This is a genomic window from Geomicrobium sediminis, from assembly GCF_016908595.1.
Lineage (GTDB): Bacteria > Bacillota > Bacilli > Bacillales > Marinococcaceae > Geomicrobium_A > Geomicrobium_A sediminis.
On record NZ_JAFBEC010000019.1, the window covers coordinates 20,277 to 42,149 of the forward strand.

Below are 21,873 nucleotides of genomic sequence, written 5' to 3' on the forward strand. Positions count from 1 at the left end.
AGGAGGTGGATTACGTAAAGGAACGATTAGTGCGCCAACACTAGGGGTAATATGCCGATCGTAGCGCCAACTGCGAACGGTATTGGGGTGAACGTGAAAATGATGACGGGTAGCAAGCGTCTGCCAGCGCTACACTACCAAAATAGAAATGATCTTAATAGGGTGACGTCTGCCAGCGTTGCTCTACTTTTTTTAATATTAATACAATGGTCGTTAGAAAACAAGAACAAACGTTCGTTTTTATTAAAAATACTTACTCAAGTTTTTTACGCCTAACCTTTTCAAAGCTTGTTTTAACTTCTCTTCGGTGGAAAGTTTTGCGCGATACTCAGCATCCGTCATTAAACTTGAAATCGTCGCCTGACTAACACCGGATTCATCCGAAAGTTTTTGCTGTGTAATTCCCTCGTTTTCCATCATCTTGCCGAAATCAGTCCGCGGTCTCCCTAATCCGAACACTGCGCAATCACTCCTTCTTTAATCATAAAAGTGTCCAAATTAATTTTATGCTACGGCGTTAATACTAAGACGTTAAATTCATTGTCCAACTTTTAATCGGGTGGTGTAAGTAATAGTAAGCGAAGTTGTCCCAATTAATTTGCGGTCAGGGTTTAATAATTTGAGTAGAAGCGTCGAACTTTCGTTTGGCAAATGTCGTAAATAGTAAGGGGTATTTTCTAAAATAGTGTCCAATTTTCGTTTTGGTGGCGTAAGTAATAGTAGAAGTTTCAAAAATTTATTGGAATGTGTCCCAAATCAAATGAAAAAATCGGTATCTATAAGTAGGGGAAGTAAATTTTTCATGAATTTCGCAATTAAAAGTGTCTAACTTTTATTCGGCGAGTGTCTTTAGTAATTAGAGGTTGTCCCATATTCAGGAGCATAGGTAGTTAATAAATTAAGGAGGTGATCGCCAGTTTAGGCGGCCATATATTTTTTGCGCAAGTTGTACGTCACTTCGGACACCAAAACAAATTACGAAAAAGGAGCGATCTTTTATGACAAAAATTAACGAGAAATTTGCGGCTGGATTCGAAAATTTAGTTAGTGAGGCTGCGGTTTTCTTTGACCGCCGCGGAGAACTCAAAAGTAATAATGAACTAAGTCTCATGACAGATGAAGAACTAAGGGATTATTCGGTGAGATTAATTTTTAAGAAGTTTGAAGTTCAACGATACGAGGCGTTAGCTTCACGAAAACGCTCGTTAATCGGTGCAGGTTACGCAGATAAAGCGATTAACATGCCGAGTGAAGGCGCGGGGTTATTCGGCTCTGTGTTTTCGGTTGATTACCTATCTCCGGAGGCTCTTGATGAAATCGAAGGTTCCACATACGTTTACGGAGAAGACGAGGATTATCTGAGAGTTGCTTATGCTTGGGCGAACAATAGAGAACATGCTGAGGAACTATTGTCCGGATATTTAGGTTTTGTTGGCGAAGTTTCGTCTGATGGAACGGTCGAGGTTGACGAATTCTAGAATAATAAATTCAATTAAAAATATTGGAGGCGATCTTTTATGACGAAGAACCACCAGTTAGAAACGGTATCTATTGACGCGCTCACAACCGCACATTACCAAGTATGGTCGGACATGCCTTCGGAAACTTTCGCCAAGTTAAAGGAAGACATCGCGCAACATGGCATTATTTATCCGATCATTGTCGATGAAAATTACGTTATCTTAGACGGTCATCATCGTTACAAAGCCAGCCAAGAAGTTGGACTAACTGAGCTACTCGTTAAATTGTACTTTGACTTAACGGAAGACGAAAAATTAGAAATTGCGCACAAGATGAATACGACCACACGCGAATTGAGCCGAAAAGAAAAAATCGAACGCGCTCGTAAGTTACGTTCTGAGAATCGCTCCTATCGTCAAATCGCGCAATGGCTAGGTGTCGGCAAGAGTACGGTCGAAAGGTGGATAAATGACGAAGGTGTCCCACGCGGGACAAAGACCGCGAAGAGTAGCGATACTAAGCAACAAAGAGAATCGGAAGATCACTTACGACTTATTAGGGAGAATGAACGTTTAAAACGCGAGCTTGACACAGTTACTCGCAGCTATAACGAACAAAAATCAAAACTTCGTAGCCTAGAAGATGAGCGTGAGTTCTACCGAAAATATAGTATGTTTGGAAGTCACGACAAAGGGATTAAAATTTTCGCTCACTTCGTAGGCTTGGACGAGACTGCTAACGTTGAACAAGTTGATAAAGCGTTTCGCAAAGCTAAAGGTCGTGCTCATCCCGACGCAGGCGGAAGTACATGGGCATCTGCTCGTTACAACAGCGGACACGACTTATTCAAACGCATTTATAAAGGAGGCGCTGCCTAATGCTAACCAATCGCGGCTTTCGTTATCTCCGCTTCCGTGAACGCCTCACACAGCGACAATTCGGCGCAAGAATAGGTGTTTCCGTAGCGTTAGTCGACAAGATCGAATGCGGCAAGCGACCGATTAGCGCCCGTACGCATCGCTTAGTGCGGGCAGCGTTCGGCTTAACTGACGCTAAAATTAACGAATTGGAGGAACGCGGCGCATGAAAATTACCGGCAGCCAATCCGTATTTAACAAAAAGGAACGCTACGAGGACGAATATTTCATAAAATTACCGTCAGACATCGCGCATTATATGTATGTACCGGGCATCTCAGCGCGACATACCTTCTTATACGCGATGATCGTTGACTATTACAATCCCGATTATGGCTACGCTTGGCCGTCGCATATAAAGTTAGCTACGGATTTAAACCGATCGACGCAGACCGTTAGCCAAGACTTACGCAAATTAAGAGATGCCGGTTTAATTGCGATTATTACGGTGCCATCGAAAGACTTCAACCGTTATGTGCCATATAAACCGTTGACGCAAGAAGAATTATGGCTCGCTTGTCCGGAAGCCGGCGAGAGATACCGCGCTAAAATCAAGCAGTTGGATGACGAGAAACGGCGTGACCATGAGAAGCTACGACAGCTTAGAGAAGCGTACCCTTAAAAAACTATAGGTACCGTACCCTTAGAAAATCATATTGCGTACCCTTAGTTTTCTATGGGTTAACTATATTTATTTAACTATATTTAACTAGATTTAAGAAACTAGATTTAAAAAGATTGCAGCCATTCGCTTACGCTCATAACTGCTAACGGTTTTGTAAATACCTTACCTTGCGCATAGGTTCAAAAGAATAAGTTCGAAAGAACAAGCGTGCGTGGTAATCTCAGCGCCGCAAGCTGTCCCGGATGGGACGCACTATATTATATTGGAGGCGATCTTATCGCAGTAGCAGCCGAAAAGTTTAAAACGAAACTCGATGAAGCATTCGAATATTGTAACGCAGAATTAGCCGACCACTGGCGTAAGTACGAGCGCCGCCCTTCCGTCGAATGGCTTGACGAGCTTTCTACTCACCTACTACTTGCGGACGAATCAATGCGCCGTGAAGCTATTAAAGCAAAATTTGAAACGTATACGCCTGAACAGTGGGCAGAATTAGAACGCGAACATACGCCAGCACCACCCGAACCTGACGAATTGGAAGACGACGAAGCCGTATGTCATGCATGGAATTGCATTCGTATATTTCGGAAAAAGGGCATTAAGCGTTATTGCAGTAAGAAGTGTGGAATCAATCAAAATAGTGCCGTCCGACGTAAAAAGAAAACGGGTACTTACCTACCGCGCAAGTTGTACATGCCAGTTTGGTCGGATTACGCAAACAAAAGATTTGAGCGAAAGGAAATTCGTTATGCCGTTGATGATGTCTTCGAACGTCGTGCACGCAAACAATACGAAAAAAGAGTCTTAGGTTATAAGAAGACACCGAAATACGAAGTTCATACCGAAAAGGATAACAACCACCATGTCGCTGTGAGGTTCGTTAAGCACCTTAGATTAGTAGAGCCTGTTAAAGAACGCACGATCAGACCGGAAGTAATGAAAAGATATTTGCGCATGAAGTACTCAAACGAGAAAAAACCGCAGTAATTTTGCATATATGCGAGAACGATTCAGAATGTTCAGTATATAAGTGTGTTGCTTCACATCGTTTTTAAAATCTATTAAGTAAGTTATTATGACTTACTTTTAAAGGAGGTGAACCTTATGCTGACAGCCACTCAAGTTAAGATGGTACGCGAGTTTTATTCATTAACCCAAAAGCAACTAGCTAAAGAAATCGGTGTATCAGACACATTGATCGTCTTAGTAGAAAAAGGCGACCGTAAATTGACTCGTCGTCTTGCAGAAAAGATCGTGGATTTCCTAAAACTAACGGAACAAAAAATTACAGCGATTGAAAAGTGCTTTATTTACGTAGAAGATCAGCGCCAACAAATACTAGCCTATTAAGGAGGTGACTTAGATTAATAAGAGAGAAACTGACCGTCTGCAACGTAAGCTACACCGGCATGCCAAGTCTAGTTGCGCAAATCATACCGGACAAGACGGATGCCTAGCGACAGCACACGGAAAATGCGTACTTTCTTTCGCGGCTGACCGCCCCACTGCTAACGTGTGCCCGTATTACATGCGCGCTGTCGGACCGAGCGATCCGCCGTTATTTGACGAGTATCTGCAACATTTCCCGGCTGACTATCCGTTGAAACCGGCTACCAAAAGTTCTAACACAGTTAATTGCGCCGTCTGTAAAAAGCGATTTATTCGCGCCAGCAACCGGCAGAAATACTGTTCATCGTGCAAAGAACACGTCATACGCACGCAAAAGAATGAAAGTGACGTTAGACGTCGAGCAATTGCCGAACGTTAGACGTATTGAAACTACTGATATATAAAGCTTTTACGATGCCAATTTCAAGGGGTGCGGTAGATTCATCCTAAAGTGCGATTTTTGCATGTCTAACATTCGGAAATGAGGAGGCTTCTTAATGGCGCAAACATACGGAATTAACCGCACCGAAAATACTTACGCACAAAATCAGCATGTCGGTAAACGAGTAATTACATATTGGCAAGACGGTTCACATACATATCCGGCTGCCTCCCCTACTCGACCGCCCACGCGCGGAGAACACTGGGCGGTCGTCGAACATAGCGTAAAGGCGGAGCCGCAGCCCGGCACATTTAGCGTAACAACACGCGTATACGACGCTGTGACGCCGGACGAGCTGCACACTACCTTTACGCAGGAATATAAAACTACGAAAGAGCAAGCGTCGCAGCGCGCCAATGCTGACGTTACAGGCGCTTTATATGCGAAGGGGTGGGCGCGTGTGATCGAAAGGAGTGACGTAGATTGGTAAACGGTTGTGTTGTGAAATATGACATTCAAATCATGCCGAGTGGTTGTATCGCTAACGCCGTCATTATGGACGCTGAGACTGGTGAAATAATTCACCGTATTTCGAGAGACTGGGACAGTTTTCCGATAAGTTTCGCTAAAAAATATATTATCGACGAAGCATCCTTAATTGCGCAAGAACATGGTTACGAAGTACAGAAGGCGGTGCAAAAATGACATTGAAAAGTTGCCGGCTAATCGAAAATACGGAGAAGATAGTCGGACGTACGACCGTTGAAATCGCTATCTATGACGACAACACTGGTGATTTGCGCAAAAGATTGGTCCGGGTAAGCGAAGGACTCCCCCGCCGGTTGGCTCGGCAAAATGCAATAGAGGAAGCGTTGCGCGAAGCTGAACAATTAGGCTATGAGCATGTATCGAACAGAAAACTATATTAAAGAAAAGGATGATTATTTTATGACTATTGAGCAAAGCAAGGCATTCTTAAAATCTATTCAATCAACAAATCAAGGTGGTCTATATAAGGCACCCACTCCGAAAATTGAAAAAGCAGTCGAGGCTTATCAAAAAACACGTGAAATCAAAGACACAAGTATGGGAAAAACGAGAATTCTTCTTGATATGTACAAAGAATCCGAGGGTAAAATTAACGCAAATGGTGATTTAAGTGAAGAAGGTAGACGTAAGAAAATTAGTGAGCTAAAACAAGAACTTTCAGGCCAATTCCTCAAGCAAGCTCGAAAAGATAAAAAAGAAGTTATGGCGAAACATGCTGAAATTCATGATCTATCACGTCAAATTCTAGTTCAAAAACCTTCCAAACCGGATGACACTACCCTAGAACTACACAATCAAAAACTAGAAAAAATAAAAAGAGACGCAAAGTTCAGTAGTGCTCAAGCTGTAATTCAACGTTTAAAAGAGTTTTCAAGAGACATTACTGACCCTTACCTTGCGCAAGACGCACTCGAGCAAGCCGATGCTGTCGTGTCGTCAATTAACCTTGATCCAGCAAATAGAGTCGAGGTAGGTAAAATCTATCATGGCCTAGAGAGCATTTCGCATACAGAAGACAAACAAAAAGCAGAAGAATTACTCCAGTTTATCGGTAGTCCGGGCAACAATCCTAGAATGTACGGCTCGATTGAGGAAAATGCTTTAACACAACAATTTGGACATGGGCTTGTAGCAGAGCTTAATAAACCAGTTTCACACGAAGGAGATCAATAAAATGACAAAGTTAAATAAGACAGTTTCAGAAGCAATTAAAAATTTAAAGGCGGAAAAAAGCAGAATACAAGAATCTATTGCTACCCAACAAGCAAAGGTAGACCACACCAGCGCTGAACTTTCCGAAGCTAAGGCAGAGCTTCCGCTTCTAATGGACGCTACTGTCGCAGACCCTAGCGCTGCCAACGAGCAGGCCGAAATAGAATGTCGACAGCGTATTGAACAGCTTGAATTTGCGCTTACTGGTACGCAGGAACGGCTGGAATTAGCCCGAAACAGCTACGGCAAAAAGCTCACGCCTTTATCTACAGAGGCGGTTGCTTCCGCCAAAAAACAAGCCGACGATTATTTCGATAAAGAAATTGATAAGAAAATGGATAATATCGCAAAAGCAAAAACAGCTTACTTACAATCGCTTGCGGATTACAAACTACTACAAAAAGAGTGTCAGTCTATTAAGCGCGAGGCGTGCGAAGAAATGGAAATGAAGCCAGCAGATGCATCAGAAAAATCTTATGATGTAAAAGCTCTTCGTCATCAAGTTAATTGGAGTCACCTTGGTGGCGCGACTTCCGACGGATGTAAATATACAGTATCGGAGCACGAAATGAACGACGCATTAAAGTACGGAACTTTTAAGCAGAACGGCCAACGAGTATAAAACTACATACGCACACTAGGCGCCCTTTCACGGGGCGTCTTTTTTGCGGATAAGGAGGCGAACATACATGCGTAATTTTAAAATTGGAGGTCTTAGTCAGCTACAAAGCGCGCTCAAGCAATCGCCCGAAGCCGCACATCGTGGCGCAGTTAAAGGCCTGCATCAGTCTATGACGATGTGGCAACGCGGATCACGCGAAAGAGCGCCGGTCGATACAGCTGTCTTGCGCCGCAACATATTAACGGAAGTTGACACGGTTGACCTAAAAGGAACGATCAGCTCAAACGCTTACCGGCGCGGTTTCAACTACGCGTACTACCAGCACGAAGTCAACGGCAAGCAATACTTAACGGACGAAATTGAGGCGTCAAAAGAGCGCTACAAAGCGACAATCGAGCGCAATGTAGCGGATGAACTTAAAAAGGCAGGGTGGCAATGATGAAGGAAATTAACGAACTAGCGACGTTTATAGAAGAAACGCAGGCGGTGATGCAAGAGTTTGCGCTAAGGAAGATGCAAGAAAAGACGCCGTATGTCACGCGTCCAATGGTGCGCAGAATTACAGCATATCAAAAGTTAGCTGCAAAAATGCAGGCGCATCCTGACGCAGAAAGACGCAAAATGGGCGCACTTATGACGAAGATTATCGAGCAGTTTCGCTTATTGTACCGTGCTGAAACAGACGCGGATTTAGAAGCGATTCGCACGGTGCTGCCCGGACTAACGTATAAACTTGGCGACGTGATACAACGAATGGCAGGCGTCCAACAATGCTAGACTTAACCGCGTCCTTACAATTACAAGACAATTTCTCAAAAGACATGCAGAAAATCATCGGTACTATGGACGACTTTACGAGTATGACAGATGAAATAACTTCTGCTGCGGATAGCGTGCAAAGAGTAACTGGCGACATGATCGATAATAGCGTGAGCAAAGACTTCAGCGACGCATCTAAATCGCTTAATGACTTCGCAGGTGCCAGTGATAACGTTACAGGATCGGCGGGCGGAATCGCTGGTATGATCGACACTGCGCGGGATAGTGTTAATAAGTTAAGCGACGCCATCCGTAACATACCGAAAATTAACGATCAGATCGGCTCTTTCGGAATGGAGGCTACGAAATCCTTTGCGCCAGTTACCGGCTTCTTCGGTGCGGCTCTCGGAGGCGGGTTGAACCGTATGTCCCAAATGGAGGATGCTCAACGGATGATCGAGCAAATGGTTGGCGGTGGCGCTGCGTTCGATCGCGTAATGAAAGGCGTTACCGACTTAGCCGATGACACCTCTTACTTGTACTCGGAAGTCGCCAGTATGATCGGTGGTTCACTTGGGCGTGAGATGTCCGAGGCTGATGCGCAAATGTTAGCTAACGTGTCGATGGAACTCGGTGCCTTTAAAGGCGATAAGCAAATTGGACTGCGCCTCAACGAAATGTTCGGACAAGCGTTTTCGCGAGGTACTATTGACGGTGATTTAACAAATCGACTATCAGAGATCGGAGGTATCCAAGTATGGGACGTGCTCGGTGAGGCGCTCGGTACTAGTGCGGATCAAGCCGCGAAAATGGTCAATGAGGGCGCAATACCGATGGAAGAAGCGTTACGGCACCTTTCCGATGATATAATGGAAAACTTCGAGGGCAGTATGATCAAGTATGCCGAATCCTTGCCGGGACTAATTTCTAATACCTGGGCCGCGCTAGGCTCTCTTGGACAGTCTATGATTGGGGAAGACGGATTTGAGCGTTTAAAGGAAGGTATTCAGGGCGTAATCGATACGTTGTACGAGTTAGCACCTGTATTTGAGCCTATCGGTAATCAGATCATGAACGTCATGGCAGACTTAGCAGACGTCGCGTCTAACGTCGTGAAGTGGGTGTTAGATTTGCCGGGACCTGTAAAGTCAGTATTAGCCTACTTCTCGCTATTTTTAGGCGTAATCGGTCCAATAGCGTTAGGATTCCACGCATTAGTTAAAGCAGGCTTGCTAGTCGGTAAAATGTTTATGATGGTAGGCAAGTCAGTTTTATGGTTTGGCAAAGCATTTTTAGGGTTATCTAAGTTCTTATTACTTAATCCGTTTGGGTTAATACTTACTGGCGTCACTTTACTTGGTGTCGGGATTTATCAGCTCGTAAAGCATTGGGACACTGTAACGGAAAAGATAACTGAATTTTGGGATAAATTACAAAGTACATTATCTGTCTTACGCGAAGGTGAAGGCGCGATAGCCACGTTCGCGGGTGTGATTCAAGAATACCTTAACTATGCCGTTACTCAGGCGGTCACTTTATGGGAGTACTTACAAGACGTCTTTCAAATGGGCGCTGACTTCTTCCGCGCATTATTCAGCGGTGATTTCGCGCAAGCCTTCGAAATACTAGGCGACATATGGGAACGCACAAAAGAGCTCGCTGCCGAGTTATGGGACAACATGCTCGAAGCTGCGCAAGAAATTCTCGATATATTAGTGCCGTGGGTCGAAGAAAAATTCGAAGAAATGAAAGACGCAGTCGTCGAATGGCTCGCTAAATTAGCCGTTGACGGTATCGCTAAATTTATCGAGTTTAAAGACGGCGCAATCGAAAAGGTCGAAGAATTTTGGAACGATTTAGTCGAGTGGTTTAAAGGGCTTCCGGAAATGATCGGCTTTTGGATTGGTTACGCAGTTACTACTGCCGTTACGTTTTTCCAAGAGTTGCCGGGAAGAATCGGTGAAATACTCGATCAGCTACGCGAGTGGGCGACGGATAAATTAACTACATTTGCGGAAAACGTAGCCGAATGGTTTACGAAGACGCGCGACGATGCAACGACTACAATGTCAGAGCTACCCGGCAGAATATACGATTTCTTCTACGACATGGGCGAGCGTGCAGTCGGTAAAATGAAGGAATTTGCATCGGATATGAAGGAATGGTTTAAGCAAGCGTACGACAATTCGATCGAGTGGATACAGCAACTACCGGACAAAATTGCGAGCTTTTTGGAGTCTATACCGGGCAAAGTACGTGGCGCAATCAGTAACATTAAATCCGCGTTTCGTAATTTAGGATCGCAGATGATTGAAGGTATCAAAAGCGGCATTACTACTGCCGTTTCGAAGCTAACTGGCGCCGTAAAATGGGTCTTTGAAACCGCGTCTAACGGTTGGAGCGCCTTAACCGACTTTGGCGGCAACATGGTAAATAACGTGACGCGAGGTTTCGGGCGTGGTTCAGCGGAGGCGACTAGCGCTTATCACGGCGAGGCTTATGTTCCTCGTAACAATGCGCCTTACATGCTCCACAAAGGCGAACGTGTCCTTACCCGTGATGAGAACAAAGCCTATTCGAACGGTATGCAAGGCGCGACTGTTAACTTCCCGAACGCAGTATTCCATGTACGTGAGGATGCGGACATAGATAAAATCGGTAATGCTGTTGCGCAAAAACTTATGAAAGCGAGTAATGGCGGCGTTGGTGCGCACGCCTGATTAATGACGAACTGACGGCACTGGCTAAAAAGGTTAGTGCCGTTATTTATTATCTCGCCTTTCAATAGAAGCTAGTGCTCTTGCCGGTAACTTGTTATACAAAGAATCAATTCTTTTATTTCTAGTAATTAAATCCTCAGTCATATGATTAATTAAGTAGAATAGAAAACTTACAGTCTCTACTTCCTCGTTTAAATTAATTTCCCCAGCGTGGACCCCATTATTACCATTTACTCTTATCAAGTCTAGTCCCTTTTGTATATGTTCCGGAATATTCTGCTCAACCAATGAAGCAATCATTGAATTTAAATTCCCGTTCTTTACCTTATAGTCTTCAAGCTCAGGGATCATAGTCTCAATAGCTAAGCGTAGTAATGCTGCTGTTGCTCTTGGAGAGTGCTTATATACCATTGAAGCTTCTTCATATATTTTTCTAACGTCCTCAGGCATATCCACATGAGGCGCAGGTGCTTCTTGTGTTAATGGATAAATAATTTTCTGACTCTCCCAAATCGTATAATCATTACAATATGTACAAAGTGAAAGATCTAGGTACCAAGTATATTCTTCTGAATTAGTATAACCCCTCTTACCTTCAAATGCCTCGATAGTTGTTATTCCGAATTTATTTATCTTTCTTACCATGTACCATTTTTGAGGGGTTAATCTACCGCACCTCAAACAATTAAAAGAATCTTGTCCATAAGAAGGGACTATATTTTCTACCATTAAATATCACCTCTCTCTATATATAATACTAAAATATACCCACTAAATAAAATAAATGATTCATTATTTAGGAATTTGTAAAAATGCTTGAATTAAATAATTGGAAGTGTCTCTAACGAGGGATGCCGCCTTTTTTTTGTGCCCAAAACGTCCATATGGCGCAATTAGTTTAGTTTGCGCGGAGGGTTGGCGGCTAAGTTGCGATACATACTTGACAATTAGTCGTATTACGTCCATAATCTGCCTAACGAAGTGTTTTAGTCCGTTATACGCAAATTTGTGGTAATTTGGCGTGGTCGTATGTAAAGTTTTACGTCTAAATCACCGTAAAATCAGCGTTTTGTTTTTCGAGAGTAATTTCTACCGACTCAAAATCGCGTTTCTTCGGAAGTGTGGGTTCGACTCCCACCATCGCCACCAATTATTATAGTAACTAAACGATAAGTTCGACTAGTCAGCACTCGTACAGTTCGATCGTTTTTCAAGAAACGAATCGCTAGACGAGTTTTTTTATGTCTAAATAATCGAGATCTAAAGGTAGGAATCAGACGATGACCTTAACATTTTCTTTTGAAATCGATGAACAGAATAACCGCTATATCGCGGTTTATAACAGTGGAGAACTCGTTAGTAAGCTTAGTATGACTCTTATTGGTCCCAATGGAATGTATCGTTCACTAAACCATTTCATTTCTCAACAACGAGCGTTGTTTTTAGAACAAGCAGAAGGAATTCCTCACAAGATCTTTATTGAAGAACCTGTCCAACATGAATTAGATCATGAACAGGAGTAGATGAAAAAAAGCGCGGTTGGTGGCCCAATGCCCCTCCGCGCTTTTTCTCAATCTGCTTCATATTCTGCTAATCGAATGGCAATGTCGTTTTCAACCGCTGTTGGCGAACTTCCGATATAATTATTCATAATAATCGAGAAGATCCACTCTTCACCATCAGCGTCCGTCACATAGCCAGACAACGATGATTTACTCGTAAGACTCCCTGTTTTTGCTGCCACGTTGCTTGCCGCTGCTGTATCAGCCATTCGTGTACGAAGTGTTCCCCCTACATAATGATCACTTTCTGCTGCAACCGGTAATGAGCCGTAAAAGATGTCAAACCACTCTTCATCTTGAGCATGTAAAAGAAATTGTGTCATTTCTTCTGTTGGAATCGCATTTAAGTGTGACATTCCCGATCCGTCTCGCAGTTGAACGACGTTCGTATTCACACCTGCTGAATCTAAATACTCTTCGACAACGTCCAAACCTTTATCCCAACTTCCCTCTCCATAGACTTCTTGACCGAGCGCCTTTGTTAAATGCTCAGAGTGACTGTTTTGACTAAATTTCATATACGGAATCATCAGTTCTTCAAGAGTCATCGATTCGTGAATAAATAACGCTTCTGCATCTTCTGGGGTTTCACCTAAGACAACATCGCCATTGACTCGAACTCGGGCATCTTTAAGACCTTCTGCAAACAGGTCAACCGCTAGGTTGGTTGGCTCCCAAATTGAAACGTATTGATTAAATGAGTTACCACCTACTGGAATGGTCCCTTCAAAGAAAATATCGTTCGTTCCATGATCTCTTCCCCAACCGGCTAACTGTCGATCTCCGTCTTCTTCAACTGTGATCATCTGATTATCAATTGAATAATAGTCAGATTCTGGAGTTACCTTGATTTCTGCCTCATCACCAGGCTCTTCACCTGGGTGTACTTCAACATAAACCGAGGCAGTATTATAACGATCTAATGCGACGTCTGAAATAAGCGCGGCATCAGGGGCAAAGCTTAAAGCGGACACTTGAGCCCCGACTTGTCCTCGTTGATTCGCCCAAGAGAGGTCTAAAGATAGCCTTGTATCATCAAAGTAAGTATCGTCTGCGATAATGTCTCCTTGGACCATGCGAATACCTTGATTATGTAATTCTTTAGCTAATTGATCAAAGTCAGAAGCGAGTAACGTCGGATCGCCTCCGCCTTTTAAGTAGATATTACCGTGTAGTATGCTGCCGCGTGTATAGCCGTCCGTGTAAACCCCTGTCTCAAATGTAAACTCCGGACCTAAAACGTCTAACGCTGTGGCACCAACAAGAAGCTTTTGACCGGAAGCTGGCGCGAGGCTAATATCGCTATTATAACTAAATAGCTCTTCACCCGTTTCACTATGACGAACATGGACACCCGGCAAAGCACTTTGCAATTGTTCTGTATCCAAAATCTCCAATAAATCATTCCGAAGTTCTATTTTCGCAGACGCCTCTTCTTCCCCTTGCAGTTCCGATGATAGACCTAGTTGCAACGTCCCGCCAACAATTAACGTTAATAATCCTACTTTTGTTATGTGTGAAGTTCTCATACATGACCTCCATTGCAGTTTTTATTAGTATATCATCGTTTTCTGAATAATTAATATTCAATGTCTTTTTCACTACCATTGTCTATAAAAGCAGATCGATTAGTCCTATAAATAAAGTTACGCTTTTCATAATGTTCACGCCTGCTGTTTAGCATCTCATTGTTGGCGTATTGTCTAGTTTACATTTGCTCCATGACTTTGATATAATTCGACCTTAAAAATGAAAAAAACAGCCACAAGACAGATGGCTGTTTCGGTACTTATTCCTGACTCAATGTACTTACTGCTTCAAATAAGACATTCACACCTGCGATACAATCTTTAGGCGAAGTATACTCGTCTTCAGAATGGCTTTTGCCGCGTAAACTCGGAACAAAAATCATCGCAGTAGGCATCATCGACGCAATAAACTGTGCGTCATGTCCAGCTCCACTTACCATTCTTCGATGCGTTGTGCCCAATTGTTTACTCGCTTCTTCAACTACTTTAACGACCGCTGAATCAAACCAGACCGTATCTCGCTGCCACAACCGCTTCGGTTCAATACGATTACGTTCTTTGAAAGAGTGAATGATCTGCTCCACTTTATCAATGATTTCTTCGTCTTGGTGCCTTGCTTCAAGACTAAATACGATGCGGTTCGGTATCACTGTATGGATATTCGGTGATGCTTCAATACGGCCAATTGTATAGACGAGACGTTCATCTAACTGATCCAATCGATTTCTTAGCGATTGGATCGTATCGACTGCAGTAAACAATGCGTCATCCCGCATCGCCATCGGCGTTGTTCCTGCGTGATTGGAATCCCCTAGCACTTCAATCTCATAACAGACCATGCCGACAACACATTCTACCGCACCGATTGTTATTTCTTCTTGCTCTAGAACCGGACCTTGCTCGATGTGCAGTTCTAAAAATGCTTTGCCGTTCGTTAAGCGCTCGTCTGCCTTACCTTCATAACCACTTTCCTTTAACGCTTCCAGAAAGGTAACTCCATTTTGATCACGTTTCTCGTTCATTTCTTCCTGATTGAACTTACCCGATAAGACCCCTGAACTCATCATCGAAGGTTCGAAGCGAGCTCCTTCTTCATTTGTAAAGTTCACGAGAATAATCGGTCGCTTCGGTTGAATCGAATAGTCAATCATCGTACGGATGACCTCAAGCGCAGCGATTACACCGAGCGCTCCATCATACCTACCTCCTTTTTTGACGCTATCTAAATGAGAACCAACATACACGGGATCTGCCTTTGGGTCACTCCCTTCGAATCGTGCATACTGGTTGCCTAAATCATCTTTGGTTACGTGTAGCCCTAACGCCTCGCAACACTCGACCAAATAATTACGCGAACCAACATCTTCATCACTTAATGCTAGACGAGTCACTCCGTTATTGTCGGTTCTGCCAAAATCCGCAAACCTCTCGATTGTTTCTTCAAGCCTTTTGCCGTTAATTGCTATTTTTTGATTTTGCATAGAATGCTCCTTAAGAGATCATCTTTGTCGAAAAGTACTTCCTTGCATTGGCATTTAGAAAATTAACGACTTCTGTTACTTCCCCTAAACGAAACGTCACGAATGCACCATCAAGATTCTCTTCTACGTGCTCAATCGTATAGCCACGATCAAATAGCTCGTCAATTCGACGCTTTTCTTTCACATAATCTTCATGTTCATTCATCACTTTCACTCCTTTTATAAGGAACTATCGTTGCGCGACTTTCGATTCTAACTGATGACCATACTTCGCTCGCTTAATGTACTCTCCTTGGCCTTTGTGACCGACATATTGATCGTTTTCAACAATAACCTGTCCACGTAAGAGAACCGTCTCCGCTTTCCCACTTACTTCTAATCCTTCAAACGCATTATAATCAACCGCTAAATGATGCGTTTTTTGAGACAGCGTTCGCATCACATCCGGATTAAAAATAACAAGATCAGCATCTGCACCGGCTGCAATCGTTCCTTTTTTCGGATGCAATCCGAATAACTTGGCAGCGCGAGTTGATGTTAACTCAACAAACTGATTGAGTGTAATTCGACCTTTACACACTCCTTCTGAATAAAGAATCGACATACGATCTTCAATCGTTGGGCCTCCGTTTGGAATCTTTGTGAAATCGTCTTTCCCTAAATCTTTTTGACCGTTAAAGTCAAATGAACATTGATCCGATCCAAGCGTTTGCAAAGAGCCAGTTCTTAATGCATTCCAGAGCGACTCTTGATGTTTCTTTTCACGAAGCGGTGGTGACCAGACGTATTTTGCGCCTTCAAAATCTGGTTGGTCCATAATGCTTTGGTCGAGCACTAAATATTGAGGACACGTTTCGCCCCATACGTCAGCACCACGTTTTCTAGCTTCTTCAATTTGTTTGACTGCATCTTCACAAGTCACGTGAACGACGTACAGTTGTGAATCGGCTAATGCTGTTAATTGACTAGCTCTACCTGTTGCTTCTCCTTCTGCTTCCGGGGGTCTTGTGAGTGCATGATAGATCGGTGCGGTTTGATCGTTTTGAAGTGCTTTTTTCGTTAAATAATCAATCACATCTCCGTTTTCTGCATGAACCATCACAAGTGAGCCAAGTTCCTTTGCCTTAATTAACGTTTGGAACAAGGTAGCATCGTCTGCTTGGAAGACATTTTTGTATGCCATGAATACTTTAAATGACGTAATTCCTTCTTGCTCAATGACTTGCGGTAGTTCCTTAAGAACATGATCGTTCATCTCACCGATCATTAAATGAAAACTATAATCGATTGCTGCTTTATCTTTGGATTTGTTATGCCATACTTCAATCGCATCCGACAACGGTTTGCTTTTTTCAGTCAAACAAAAATCAATGATTGTCGTCGTCCCACCAAAAGCAGCCGCCACTGTTCCTGTTTCGAAATCATCCTTTGTGACTGTACCGCCAAACGGCATATCAAGGTGAGTATGAGGGTCAATCCCTCCTGGGAAGATATAACGTCCAGAAGCATCGATCACCTCTGCTCCTTCTGTACTTAATCCGAGTCCGACTGCTTCAATCTTGTCATCAACAATTTTTATGTCTGCTTGAAATGTATCAGAAGCTGTGACAACAATTCCGTTTTTTATAATTTTCATATCCGAATTCCTTTCTGGTTATGACGATTTTGAAACAGTTAATGATTGAATCACACGTTCACGCTCATTCCAACTCATCGGCGGACGGTCATTTAGTTTCTCAACCATATTAATTGCACCATCAACAGGACAGACGATCGAGCAAAGATTACAGCCGACGCACTCTTCTTCGCGGACACGTAAAATTGGATTGCCATCTTCGTCATTTAACATATCAATACATTGGTGAGCAGTATCTTCACAAGCAATGTGGCATTTGTTGCAATTGATGCAAACGTCGTTGTTAATCTCAGCAACTATTTGGTGATTTAAATTCAAATCGCCCCAATTTGAATATTTTTTAACCGATTGGCCCGTTAGCTCGCTAACTGAAGATAAGCCTTTTTCATCCAAATAAAGGTTAAGCCCTTCAATCATGTCCTCAACGATGCGAAATCCGTGGTGCATCGCTTGTGTACACACTTGGACACCTGAGGCCCCCATCAGCATAAACTCGACAGCGTCTTGCCAATTTGAAATACCGCCAATACCAGATATGGGTACATTCACATTTTCATTGCGAGCACATTCTGCAACCATATTCAACGCGATTGGTTTGACTGCTGGACCACAATATCCACCATGAGCCCCTTTGCCATCAACATTCGGGATCGTGTTCCACGTATGAATATCAACACCTGCAAGACTATTAATTGTATTGATTAGACTAATTGAATCAGCGCCTCCACGGACTGCGGCTTCTGCTGTCGCCGTAATGTCTGTGATGTTCGGTGTTAACTTCACAATCACTGGTGTAGTTGCTACTTCTTTCACCCAATACGTTTGCTTTTCAACAAGTTCAGGCACTTGTCCTGATGCTGAACCCATCCCACGTTCTGCCATACCGTGCGGACAACCGAAGTTTAACTCTAGACCATCAACACCTACTTGCTCCACACGTTTAACAAGTTCATGCCATCGCTCACGTTTTGGCTCCATCATTAACGAAGCGATTATTGCATGATCTGGAAAGCGTTTCTTCGTTTCATAAATTTCTTTCAAGTTCACTTCTAGAGGGCGATCAGTGATCAGTTCAATGTTATTAAACCCTGCCACTCGTTGCCCGTTGTATGAAACTGCCGCAAATCGTGACGTCGTATTAATAATTGGGTCGCCTAGTGTTTTCCAGACAGCACCTCCCCATCCAGCTTCAAACGCACGCTGTACTTGATAACCTGAGTTTGTCGGAGGTGCACTTGCAAGCCAAAATGGATTCGGTGACGTAATCCCACCTACATTCGTCATTAAATCTGCCATCGTAAACCTCCTCTATGCAAAAGTACGAGCTTGACCTTGTAAGTGTTCATGAATGCGATAGGCAGTTTGTTTCCCTTGCTCTGCTGCCGTTACAACCATCGCCTCACCATGACCTTCTCCAAATGTGACATCACCACACGCGTATACATTTTCTAATGAAGTACTAAATCGCCCTTCTTCCACACGAACAACACCATTAACGTGATCAATACCAATCTCATTTAACAAGTCTATATAACGATTTTGGCCAATTGCTTTAATCACAAAGTCAACTTCAATCGTAAAATTAGACCCTTCAATGGGTTGAACCCGCCTTCTACCGTCTTCACCAGGTTCTTGCAATGCCATTTTCACACATTCAATGCTAGTGACTTTTCCTTGATCGTTTCCATGAATGCGTGTAGGCATCGTTAACCAACGGAACTCTACACCATCTTGTTTTGCAAACTCATATTCAAAGTCATAAGCTGTCATCTCTTCACTCGTACGTCGATACAAAATTTGAACTTGTTCGGCTCCTAGCCTTATAGCACACGTCGCTCCATCAATTGCTGTGTTCCCTGCTCCGATAACAACCCCTCGTTTACCTACTAGCGGTTCAGGAAGATCATCCTTCTTCGTTGATTTTACGAGTTGAATTGCATCATGTACGCCTTCTAACGTTTCGCCATGAAGATGAAGATTTGGAACTTCGCCCATACCAATCGCTAATACGATTGAATCATGCTTGGACTGAATTTCATTAAACGAGACATCCTCACCAACTTTGCAATTCGTCTGAATGTCTACACCAAGCTGTTCGACTTGTTCCACTTCCCAACGAGAAACAGCTTTTGGAAGTCGGAACGAAACGATACCATACGTATCAAGCCCACCAGCTTCTTCATTCGCTTCATAGATGGTTACTTCGTACCCTTGCACTGCTAACTCTCTTGCACAAGATAAACCAGCAGGGCCACCACCGATAATACCTATAGAGCGGTCAATCGGTCTTCCTCGTTTAAACAATACTTTTTCATTGTGTTTCGCCCAGTCAGTCGCATATCGTTGTAATTTGCCAATCATAATAGGTGTTGTTGAATGATTAAGAACACAAGCACCCTCACACAATTCTTCGGTAGGACATACTCTTGCACAGCTTGCTCCTACTGGATTTGCTTCCATAATTGTTCGTGCGGAACCGTACACATTGTCAGATGAGATCTTTTGAATAAACGAGGGTATATCGATGCCTGTCGGACATGCTGTGATGCATGGTGCATCATAACAATACAAACAACGATTGGACTCCTCTACAGCTTCTTGCTTTGATAAAGCTTGTTCCACTTCGTCAAAGTTCTCTTTTAAACGATCCAACACATTCAAACGAAAGCCCTCCTTCATGAATGAAGTAAGATTAAATAACATTATTACTAATATTCCAATTATTTAATCAAAAGAGTATGAGCTCTATTGTATCGAATTTGCGAGCAATATGCACCTGACAGATTGTACAATTTTAAGGGCAAGTTCTATACAAAATGCCAAAAAAAGGTAACCTAGAATAGTTACCTTCTTCTCACTTTATTGACCTGTAGATCCAAATCCGCCACTGCCACGACTTGTACTACTTAAATCGTCTGCCTCAATGAAGTTTGCTTGTGGCACTTCTTGTAACACACCTTGCGCAATGCGATCATGTTTAGCAATGACATAACTTCCTTTGTCATGTAATCCTTCAATTACTTTGCCTGATGTATTATAGACCGAAGAAGCTTCGCTTGAATGAAGATTATCCAATAGAATTCCAACTTCTCCCCGGTAATCTGCATCAATTGTTCCTGGACTATTTGAAATACGTAGTTTCGTTTTTTTTGACAACCCACTTCGTGGTCGTACTTGCATCTCATACCCTTCAGGGATTTCAAAAGCGAGTCCACTACGAACTAATTTCGTCTCACCAGGGCGAATGACAACATCTTCAAGTGCATACAAATCAAACCCTGCAGCTGCTTGTGACTCATAGGTTGGAATTATAGCATCTTCATCAAGTTTCTTTACTCGCACATCAATTCTTTTCACTAGTATAACTCTCCTTTATAAAACAAAAACAGCCACATAAGTTGTGACTGTTTCAAAGTATCGCTTTACGCGTTTGTTTTAAAAATGGTGCCGAGGGCCGGACTTGAACCGGCACGGTTGTTACCAACCGCAGGATTTTAAGTCCTGTGTGTCTGCCAATTCCACCACCCCGGCATTGGTTGAGGCAGAATTTCTCTTTGGAGGCGGCACCCGGATTTGAACCGGGGCGTAAGGGTTTTGCAGACCCCTGCCTTACCACTTGGCTATGCCGCCATAATTTGGAGCGGGAGACGAGATTCGAACTCGCGACCCCCACCTTGGCAAGGTGGTGTTCTACCACTGAACTACTCCCGCATGAGAAATGGCTGGGCCAGCTGGATTCGAACCAGCGCATCACGGAATCAAAATCCGATGCCTTACCGCTTGGCTATGGCCCAATATGGGGCGGCTGATGAGAATCGAACTCACGAGTGCCGGAACCACAATCCGGTGCGTTAACCACTTCGCCACAGCCGCCATATTAATCTCTAAGCTCCAATTTGTTATGGCAGGGGTAGTAGGAATCGAACCCACATCAAAGGTTTTGGAGACCTTCGTTTTACCATTAAACTATACCCCTATTAGTAAATGGTGGAGGGGGACGGATTCGAACCGCCGAACCCTGAGGGAGCGGATTTACAGTCCGCCGCGTTTAGCCACTTCGCTACCCCTCCATCTATGATGGTGCCGACCAGAGGACTTGAACCCCCAACCTACTGATTACAAGTCAGTTGCTCTACCAATTGAGCTAGATCGGCAACAAATGGTGGCTCGAGACGGAATCGAACCGCCGACACGTAGATTTTCAGTCTACTGCTCTACCAACTGAGCTATCGAGCCAAAACACTTTTTGAAATAATGGCGGGCCTGACGGGAATCGAACCCGCGATCTCCTGCGTGACAGGCAGGCATGTTAACCGCTACACCACAGGCCCACATTAGTAAATGTTTTACTTCATAGTAATTATGTATGTATCTTGATGCTTATCTTATTACTCTTCTACGAAGCATCGAGAGTAATTGGTTGCACCCTCTCGGGTACTACAATCTTTTCTCACTACGTTGATTACTCGACGTAGTGTCGAAAATAATTGGTTGCGGGAGGAGGATTTGAACCTCCGACCTCCGGGTTATGAGCCCGACGAGCTACCAGACTGCTCTATCCCGCGATATTGTTGGTGACCCGTGCGGGATTCGAACCCGCGTTACCGCCGTGAAAGGGCGGTGTCTTAACCCCTTGACCAACGGGCCAGCTTAAGATTATTCTTGCATAATGTGTTATGGCGGAGAGCGAGGGATTCGAACCCTCGAGACGGTTAATGCCGCCTACACGATTTCCAATCGTGCTCCTTCGGCCACTCGGACAGCTCTCCAAGTATGGCTCCACAGGCAGGATTCGAACCAGCGACCTACCGGTTAACAGCCGGTTGCTCTACCACTGAGCTACTGTGGAATGTGTCTGTTGGCCTCATGGACAACATTATTTTACTCTAAAACCATCACGAATGCAAGTGTTTTTTTGTAAATAATCTTATGTATGAGAGTGTCGTTCTCTCAAAACTGAATAACGGATTCGCAAGACATTTGACCGGATTTGACCCAGCAACCTTAAAAAGTTTGTGGATAAATCCTC

General features: G+C 43.5%; 23 protein-coding genes and 15 tRNA genes. 15 read left to right on the top strand and 23 right to left on the bottom strand.

Features of this window, described 5'->3' with window-relative positions; translation table 11 throughout:
* Nucleotides 1-243 precede the first annotated feature (243 nt).
* Entirely contained in the window at nucleotides 244-459 is a 216-nt protein-coding gene (locus tag JOD17_RS19715) for a helix-turn-helix domain-containing protein (RefSeq protein WP_338028838.1), read from the bottom strand.
* A gap of 539 nt (nucleotides 460-998) precedes the next feature.
* Between JOD17_RS19715 and JOD17_RS19720 the strand changes: the two genes are divergently transcribed.
* From JOD17_RS19720 to JOD17_RS19780, 13 genes are all read left to right on the top strand, one after another.
* Nucleotides 999-1,478, top strand: coding sequence for a hypothetical protein (locus JOD17_RS19720; RefSeq protein ID WP_204699682.1), 480 nt, complete (start codon nucleotides 999-1,001; stop codon nucleotides 1,476-1,478).
* A gap of 39 nt (nucleotides 1,479-1,517) precedes the next feature.
* On the top strand, nucleotides 1,518-2,339 hold the full coding sequence (locus JOD17_RS19725; protein WP_204699683.1) for a ParB/RepB/Spo0J family partition protein: 822 nt from the start codon (nucleotides 1,518-1,520) through the stop codon (nucleotides 2,337-2,339).
* A complete protein-coding gene (locus JOD17_RS21885) occupies nucleotides 2,339-2,548 on the top strand; it encodes a helix-turn-helix domain-containing protein (RefSeq protein WP_204699684.1) in 210 nt (69 codons plus the stop codon). Before JOD17_RS19725 ends, JOD17_RS21885 begins: the two co-directional genes overlap by 1 nt.
* Nucleotides 2,545-3,000, top strand: coding sequence for a helix-turn-helix domain-containing protein (locus JOD17_RS19735; protein WP_204699685.1), 456 nt, complete (start codon nucleotides 2,545-2,547; stop codon nucleotides 2,998-3,000). Before JOD17_RS21885 ends, JOD17_RS19735 begins: the two co-directional genes overlap by 4 nt.
* Before the next feature lie 210 nt (nucleotides 3,001-3,210).
* Nucleotides 3,211-3,990 carry a hypothetical protein gene (locus tag JOD17_RS19740; protein ID WP_204699686.1) on the top strand — a complete coding sequence of 260 codons (780 nt, stop codon included), beginning with the start codon at nucleotides 3,211-3,213 and terminating at the stop codon, nucleotides 3,988-3,990.
* A 117-nt stretch (nucleotides 3,991-4,107) separates the two neighbouring features.
* A complete protein-coding gene (locus tag JOD17_RS19745; protein WP_204699687.1) occupies nucleotides 4,108-4,353 on the top strand; it encodes a helix-turn-helix transcriptional regulator in 246 nt (81 codons plus the stop codon).
* 536 nt (nucleotides 4,354-4,889) lie between these two features.
* Nucleotides 4,890-5,264: a hypothetical protein gene (locus JOD17_RS19750; protein WP_204699688.1), complete on the top strand. Its 375-nt coding sequence runs from the start codon at nucleotides 4,890-4,892 to the stop codon at nucleotides 5,262-5,264.
* Nucleotides 5,258-5,479 (top strand): hypothetical protein, encoded by a 222-nt coding sequence (locus JOD17_RS19755; protein ID WP_204699689.1) that lies wholly within the window; start codon nucleotides 5,258-5,260, stop codon nucleotides 5,477-5,479. Before JOD17_RS19750 ends, JOD17_RS19755 begins: the two co-directional genes overlap by 7 nt.
* Before the next feature lie 243 nt (nucleotides 5,480-5,722).
* A complete protein-coding gene (locus tag JOD17_RS19760) occupies nucleotides 5,723-6,496 on the top strand; it encodes a hypothetical protein (RefSeq protein ID WP_204699690.1) in 774 nt (257 codons plus the stop codon).
* 1 nt (nucleotide 6,497) lies between these two features.
* Complete coding sequence (locus JOD17_RS19765) at nucleotides 6,498-7,157, top strand: hypothetical protein (protein WP_204699691.1); 660 nt, start codon at nucleotides 6,498-6,500, stop codon at nucleotides 7,155-7,157.
* A 67-nt stretch (nucleotides 7,158-7,224) separates the two neighbouring features.
* The gene (locus tag JOD17_RS19770; protein WP_204699692.1) at nucleotides 7,225-7,596 is read left to right on the top strand and encodes a hypothetical protein; all 372 of its coding nucleotides are present in this window, start codon (nucleotides 7,225-7,227) and stop codon (nucleotides 7,594-7,596) included.
* The gene (locus tag JOD17_RS19775; RefSeq protein ID WP_204699693.1) at nucleotides 7,596-7,934 is read left to right on the top strand and encodes a hypothetical protein; all 339 of its coding nucleotides are present in this window, start codon (nucleotides 7,596-7,598) and stop codon (nucleotides 7,932-7,934) included. Before JOD17_RS19770 ends, JOD17_RS19775 begins: the two co-directional genes overlap by 1 nt.
* On the top strand, nucleotides 7,928-10,636 hold the full coding sequence (locus JOD17_RS19780; RefSeq protein ID WP_204699694.1) for a tape measure protein: 2,709 nt from the start codon (nucleotides 7,928-7,930) through the stop codon (nucleotides 10,634-10,636). The genes JOD17_RS19775 and JOD17_RS19780 overlap by 7 nt, the downstream gene beginning before the upstream one ends.
* 42 nt (nucleotides 10,637-10,678) lie before the next feature.
* Here the strand turns inward: JOD17_RS19780 and JOD17_RS19785 are convergent, their stop codons facing one another.
* Entirely contained in the window at nucleotides 10,679-11,365 is a 687-nt protein-coding gene (locus tag JOD17_RS19785) for a DUF4145 domain-containing protein (protein WP_204699695.1), read from the bottom strand.
* 289 nt (nucleotides 11,366-11,654) lie between these two features.
* Between JOD17_RS19785 and JOD17_RS19790 the strand changes: the two genes are divergently transcribed.
* Both JOD17_RS19790 and JOD17_RS19795 read left to right on the top strand, forming a co-directional pair.
* Nucleotides 11,655-11,785: transfer RNA gene (locus JOD17_RS19790), tRNA-OTHER, on the top strand.
* Between the two features lie 131 nt (nucleotides 11,786-11,916).
* Nucleotides 11,917-12,159 carry a hypothetical protein gene (locus JOD17_RS19795; protein ID WP_204699696.1) on the top strand — a complete coding sequence of 81 codons (243 nt, stop codon included), beginning with the start codon at nucleotides 11,917-11,919 and terminating at the stop codon, nucleotides 12,157-12,159.
* Between the two features lie 47 nt (nucleotides 12,160-12,206).
* On the opposite strand, the gene dacB is transcribed toward JOD17_RS19795, so the two are convergent.
* From dacB to JOD17_RS19900, 21 genes are all read right to left on the bottom strand, one after another.
* A complete protein-coding gene (dacB, locus tag JOD17_RS19800) occupies nucleotides 12,207-13,727 on the bottom strand; it encodes a D-alanyl-D-alanine carboxypeptidase/D-alanyl-D-alanine endopeptidase (RefSeq protein ID WP_204699697.1) in 1,521 nt (506 codons plus the stop codon).
* 260 nt (nucleotides 13,728-13,987) lie between these two features.
* The gene (locus tag JOD17_RS19805) at nucleotides 13,988-15,208 is read right to left on the bottom strand and encodes a Zn-dependent hydrolase (RefSeq protein WP_204699698.1); all 1,221 of its coding nucleotides are present in this window, start codon (nucleotides 15,206-15,208) and stop codon (nucleotides 13,988-13,990) included.
* Nucleotides 15,209-15,218: 10 nt separating this feature from the next.
* The gene (locus JOD17_RS19810; RefSeq protein ID WP_169963628.1) at nucleotides 15,219-15,413 is read right to left on the bottom strand and encodes a hypothetical protein; all 195 of its coding nucleotides are present in this window, start codon (nucleotides 15,411-15,413) and stop codon (nucleotides 15,219-15,221) included.
* Between the two features lie 24 nt (nucleotides 15,414-15,437).
* On the bottom strand, nucleotides 15,438-16,844 hold the full coding sequence (gene hydA / locus JOD17_RS19815; RefSeq protein ID WP_204699699.1) for a dihydropyrimidinase: 1,407 nt from the start codon (nucleotides 16,842-16,844) through the stop codon (nucleotides 15,438-15,440).
* A gap of 18 nt (nucleotides 16,845-16,862) precedes the next feature.
* Nucleotides 16,863-18,140: an NAD-dependent dihydropyrimidine dehydrogenase subunit PreA gene (preA, locus tag JOD17_RS19820; protein ID WP_204699700.1), complete on the bottom strand. Its 1,278-nt coding sequence runs from the start codon at nucleotides 18,138-18,140 to the stop codon at nucleotides 16,863-16,865.
* A gap of 12 nt (nucleotides 18,141-18,152) precedes the next feature.
* Nucleotides 18,153-19,505, bottom strand: coding sequence for an NAD(P)-dependent oxidoreductase (locus JOD17_RS19825; protein WP_420827953.1), 1,353 nt, complete (start codon nucleotides 19,503-19,505; stop codon nucleotides 18,153-18,155).
* A 198-nt stretch (nucleotides 19,506-19,703) separates the two neighbouring features.
* The gene (gene dut, locus JOD17_RS19830; protein WP_204699705.1) at nucleotides 19,704-20,192 is read right to left on the bottom strand and encodes a dUTP diphosphatase; all 489 of its coding nucleotides are present in this window, start codon (nucleotides 20,190-20,192) and stop codon (nucleotides 19,704-19,706) included.
* 94 nt (nucleotides 20,193-20,286) lie between these two features.
* Nucleotides 20,287-20,375 (bottom strand) — tRNA-Leu (locus JOD17_RS19835).
* Nucleotides 20,376-20,399: 24 nt separating this feature from the next.
* Nucleotides 20,400-20,474 (bottom strand) — tRNA-Cys (locus JOD17_RS19840).
* A 6-nt stretch (nucleotides 20,475-20,480) separates the two neighbouring features.
* Nucleotides 20,481-20,555, bottom strand: a tRNA-Gly gene (locus JOD17_RS19845).
* Nucleotides 20,556-20,563: 8 nt separating this feature from the next.
* A tRNA-Gln gene (locus JOD17_RS19850) sits at nucleotides 20,564-20,638 on the bottom strand.
* Between the two features lie 3 nt (nucleotides 20,639-20,641).
* A tRNA-His gene (locus JOD17_RS19855) sits at nucleotides 20,642-20,717 on the bottom strand.
* 29 nt (nucleotides 20,718-20,746) lie between these two features.
* Nucleotides 20,747-20,820, bottom strand: a tRNA-Trp gene (locus JOD17_RS19860).
* Between the two features lie 9 nt (nucleotides 20,821-20,829).
* Nucleotides 20,830-20,914, bottom strand: a tRNA-Tyr gene (locus JOD17_RS19865).
* Nucleotides 20,915-20,922: 8 nt separating this feature from the next.
* Nucleotides 20,923-20,998: transfer RNA gene (locus JOD17_RS19870), tRNA-Thr, on the bottom strand.
* A 6-nt stretch (nucleotides 20,999-21,004) separates the two neighbouring features.
* Nucleotides 21,005-21,080: transfer RNA gene (locus JOD17_RS19875), tRNA-Phe, on the bottom strand.
* Nucleotides 21,081-21,099: 19 nt separating this feature from the next.
* Nucleotides 21,100-21,175, bottom strand: a tRNA-Asp gene (locus JOD17_RS19880).
* A gap of 157 nt (nucleotides 21,176-21,332) precedes the next feature.
* Nucleotides 21,333-21,409: transfer RNA gene (locus tag JOD17_RS19885), tRNA-Met, on the bottom strand.
* A gap of 7 nt (nucleotides 21,410-21,416) precedes the next feature.
* Nucleotides 21,417-21,491: transfer RNA gene (locus JOD17_RS19890), tRNA-Glu, on the bottom strand.
* Between the two features lie 30 nt (nucleotides 21,492-21,521).
* Nucleotides 21,522-21,613: transfer RNA gene (locus JOD17_RS19895), tRNA-Ser, on the bottom strand.
* Nucleotides 21,614-21,618: 5 nt separating this feature from the next.
* Nucleotides 21,619-21,693, bottom strand: a tRNA-Asn gene (locus tag JOD17_RS19900).
* Nucleotides 21,694-21,873: the final 180 nt, after the last annotated feature.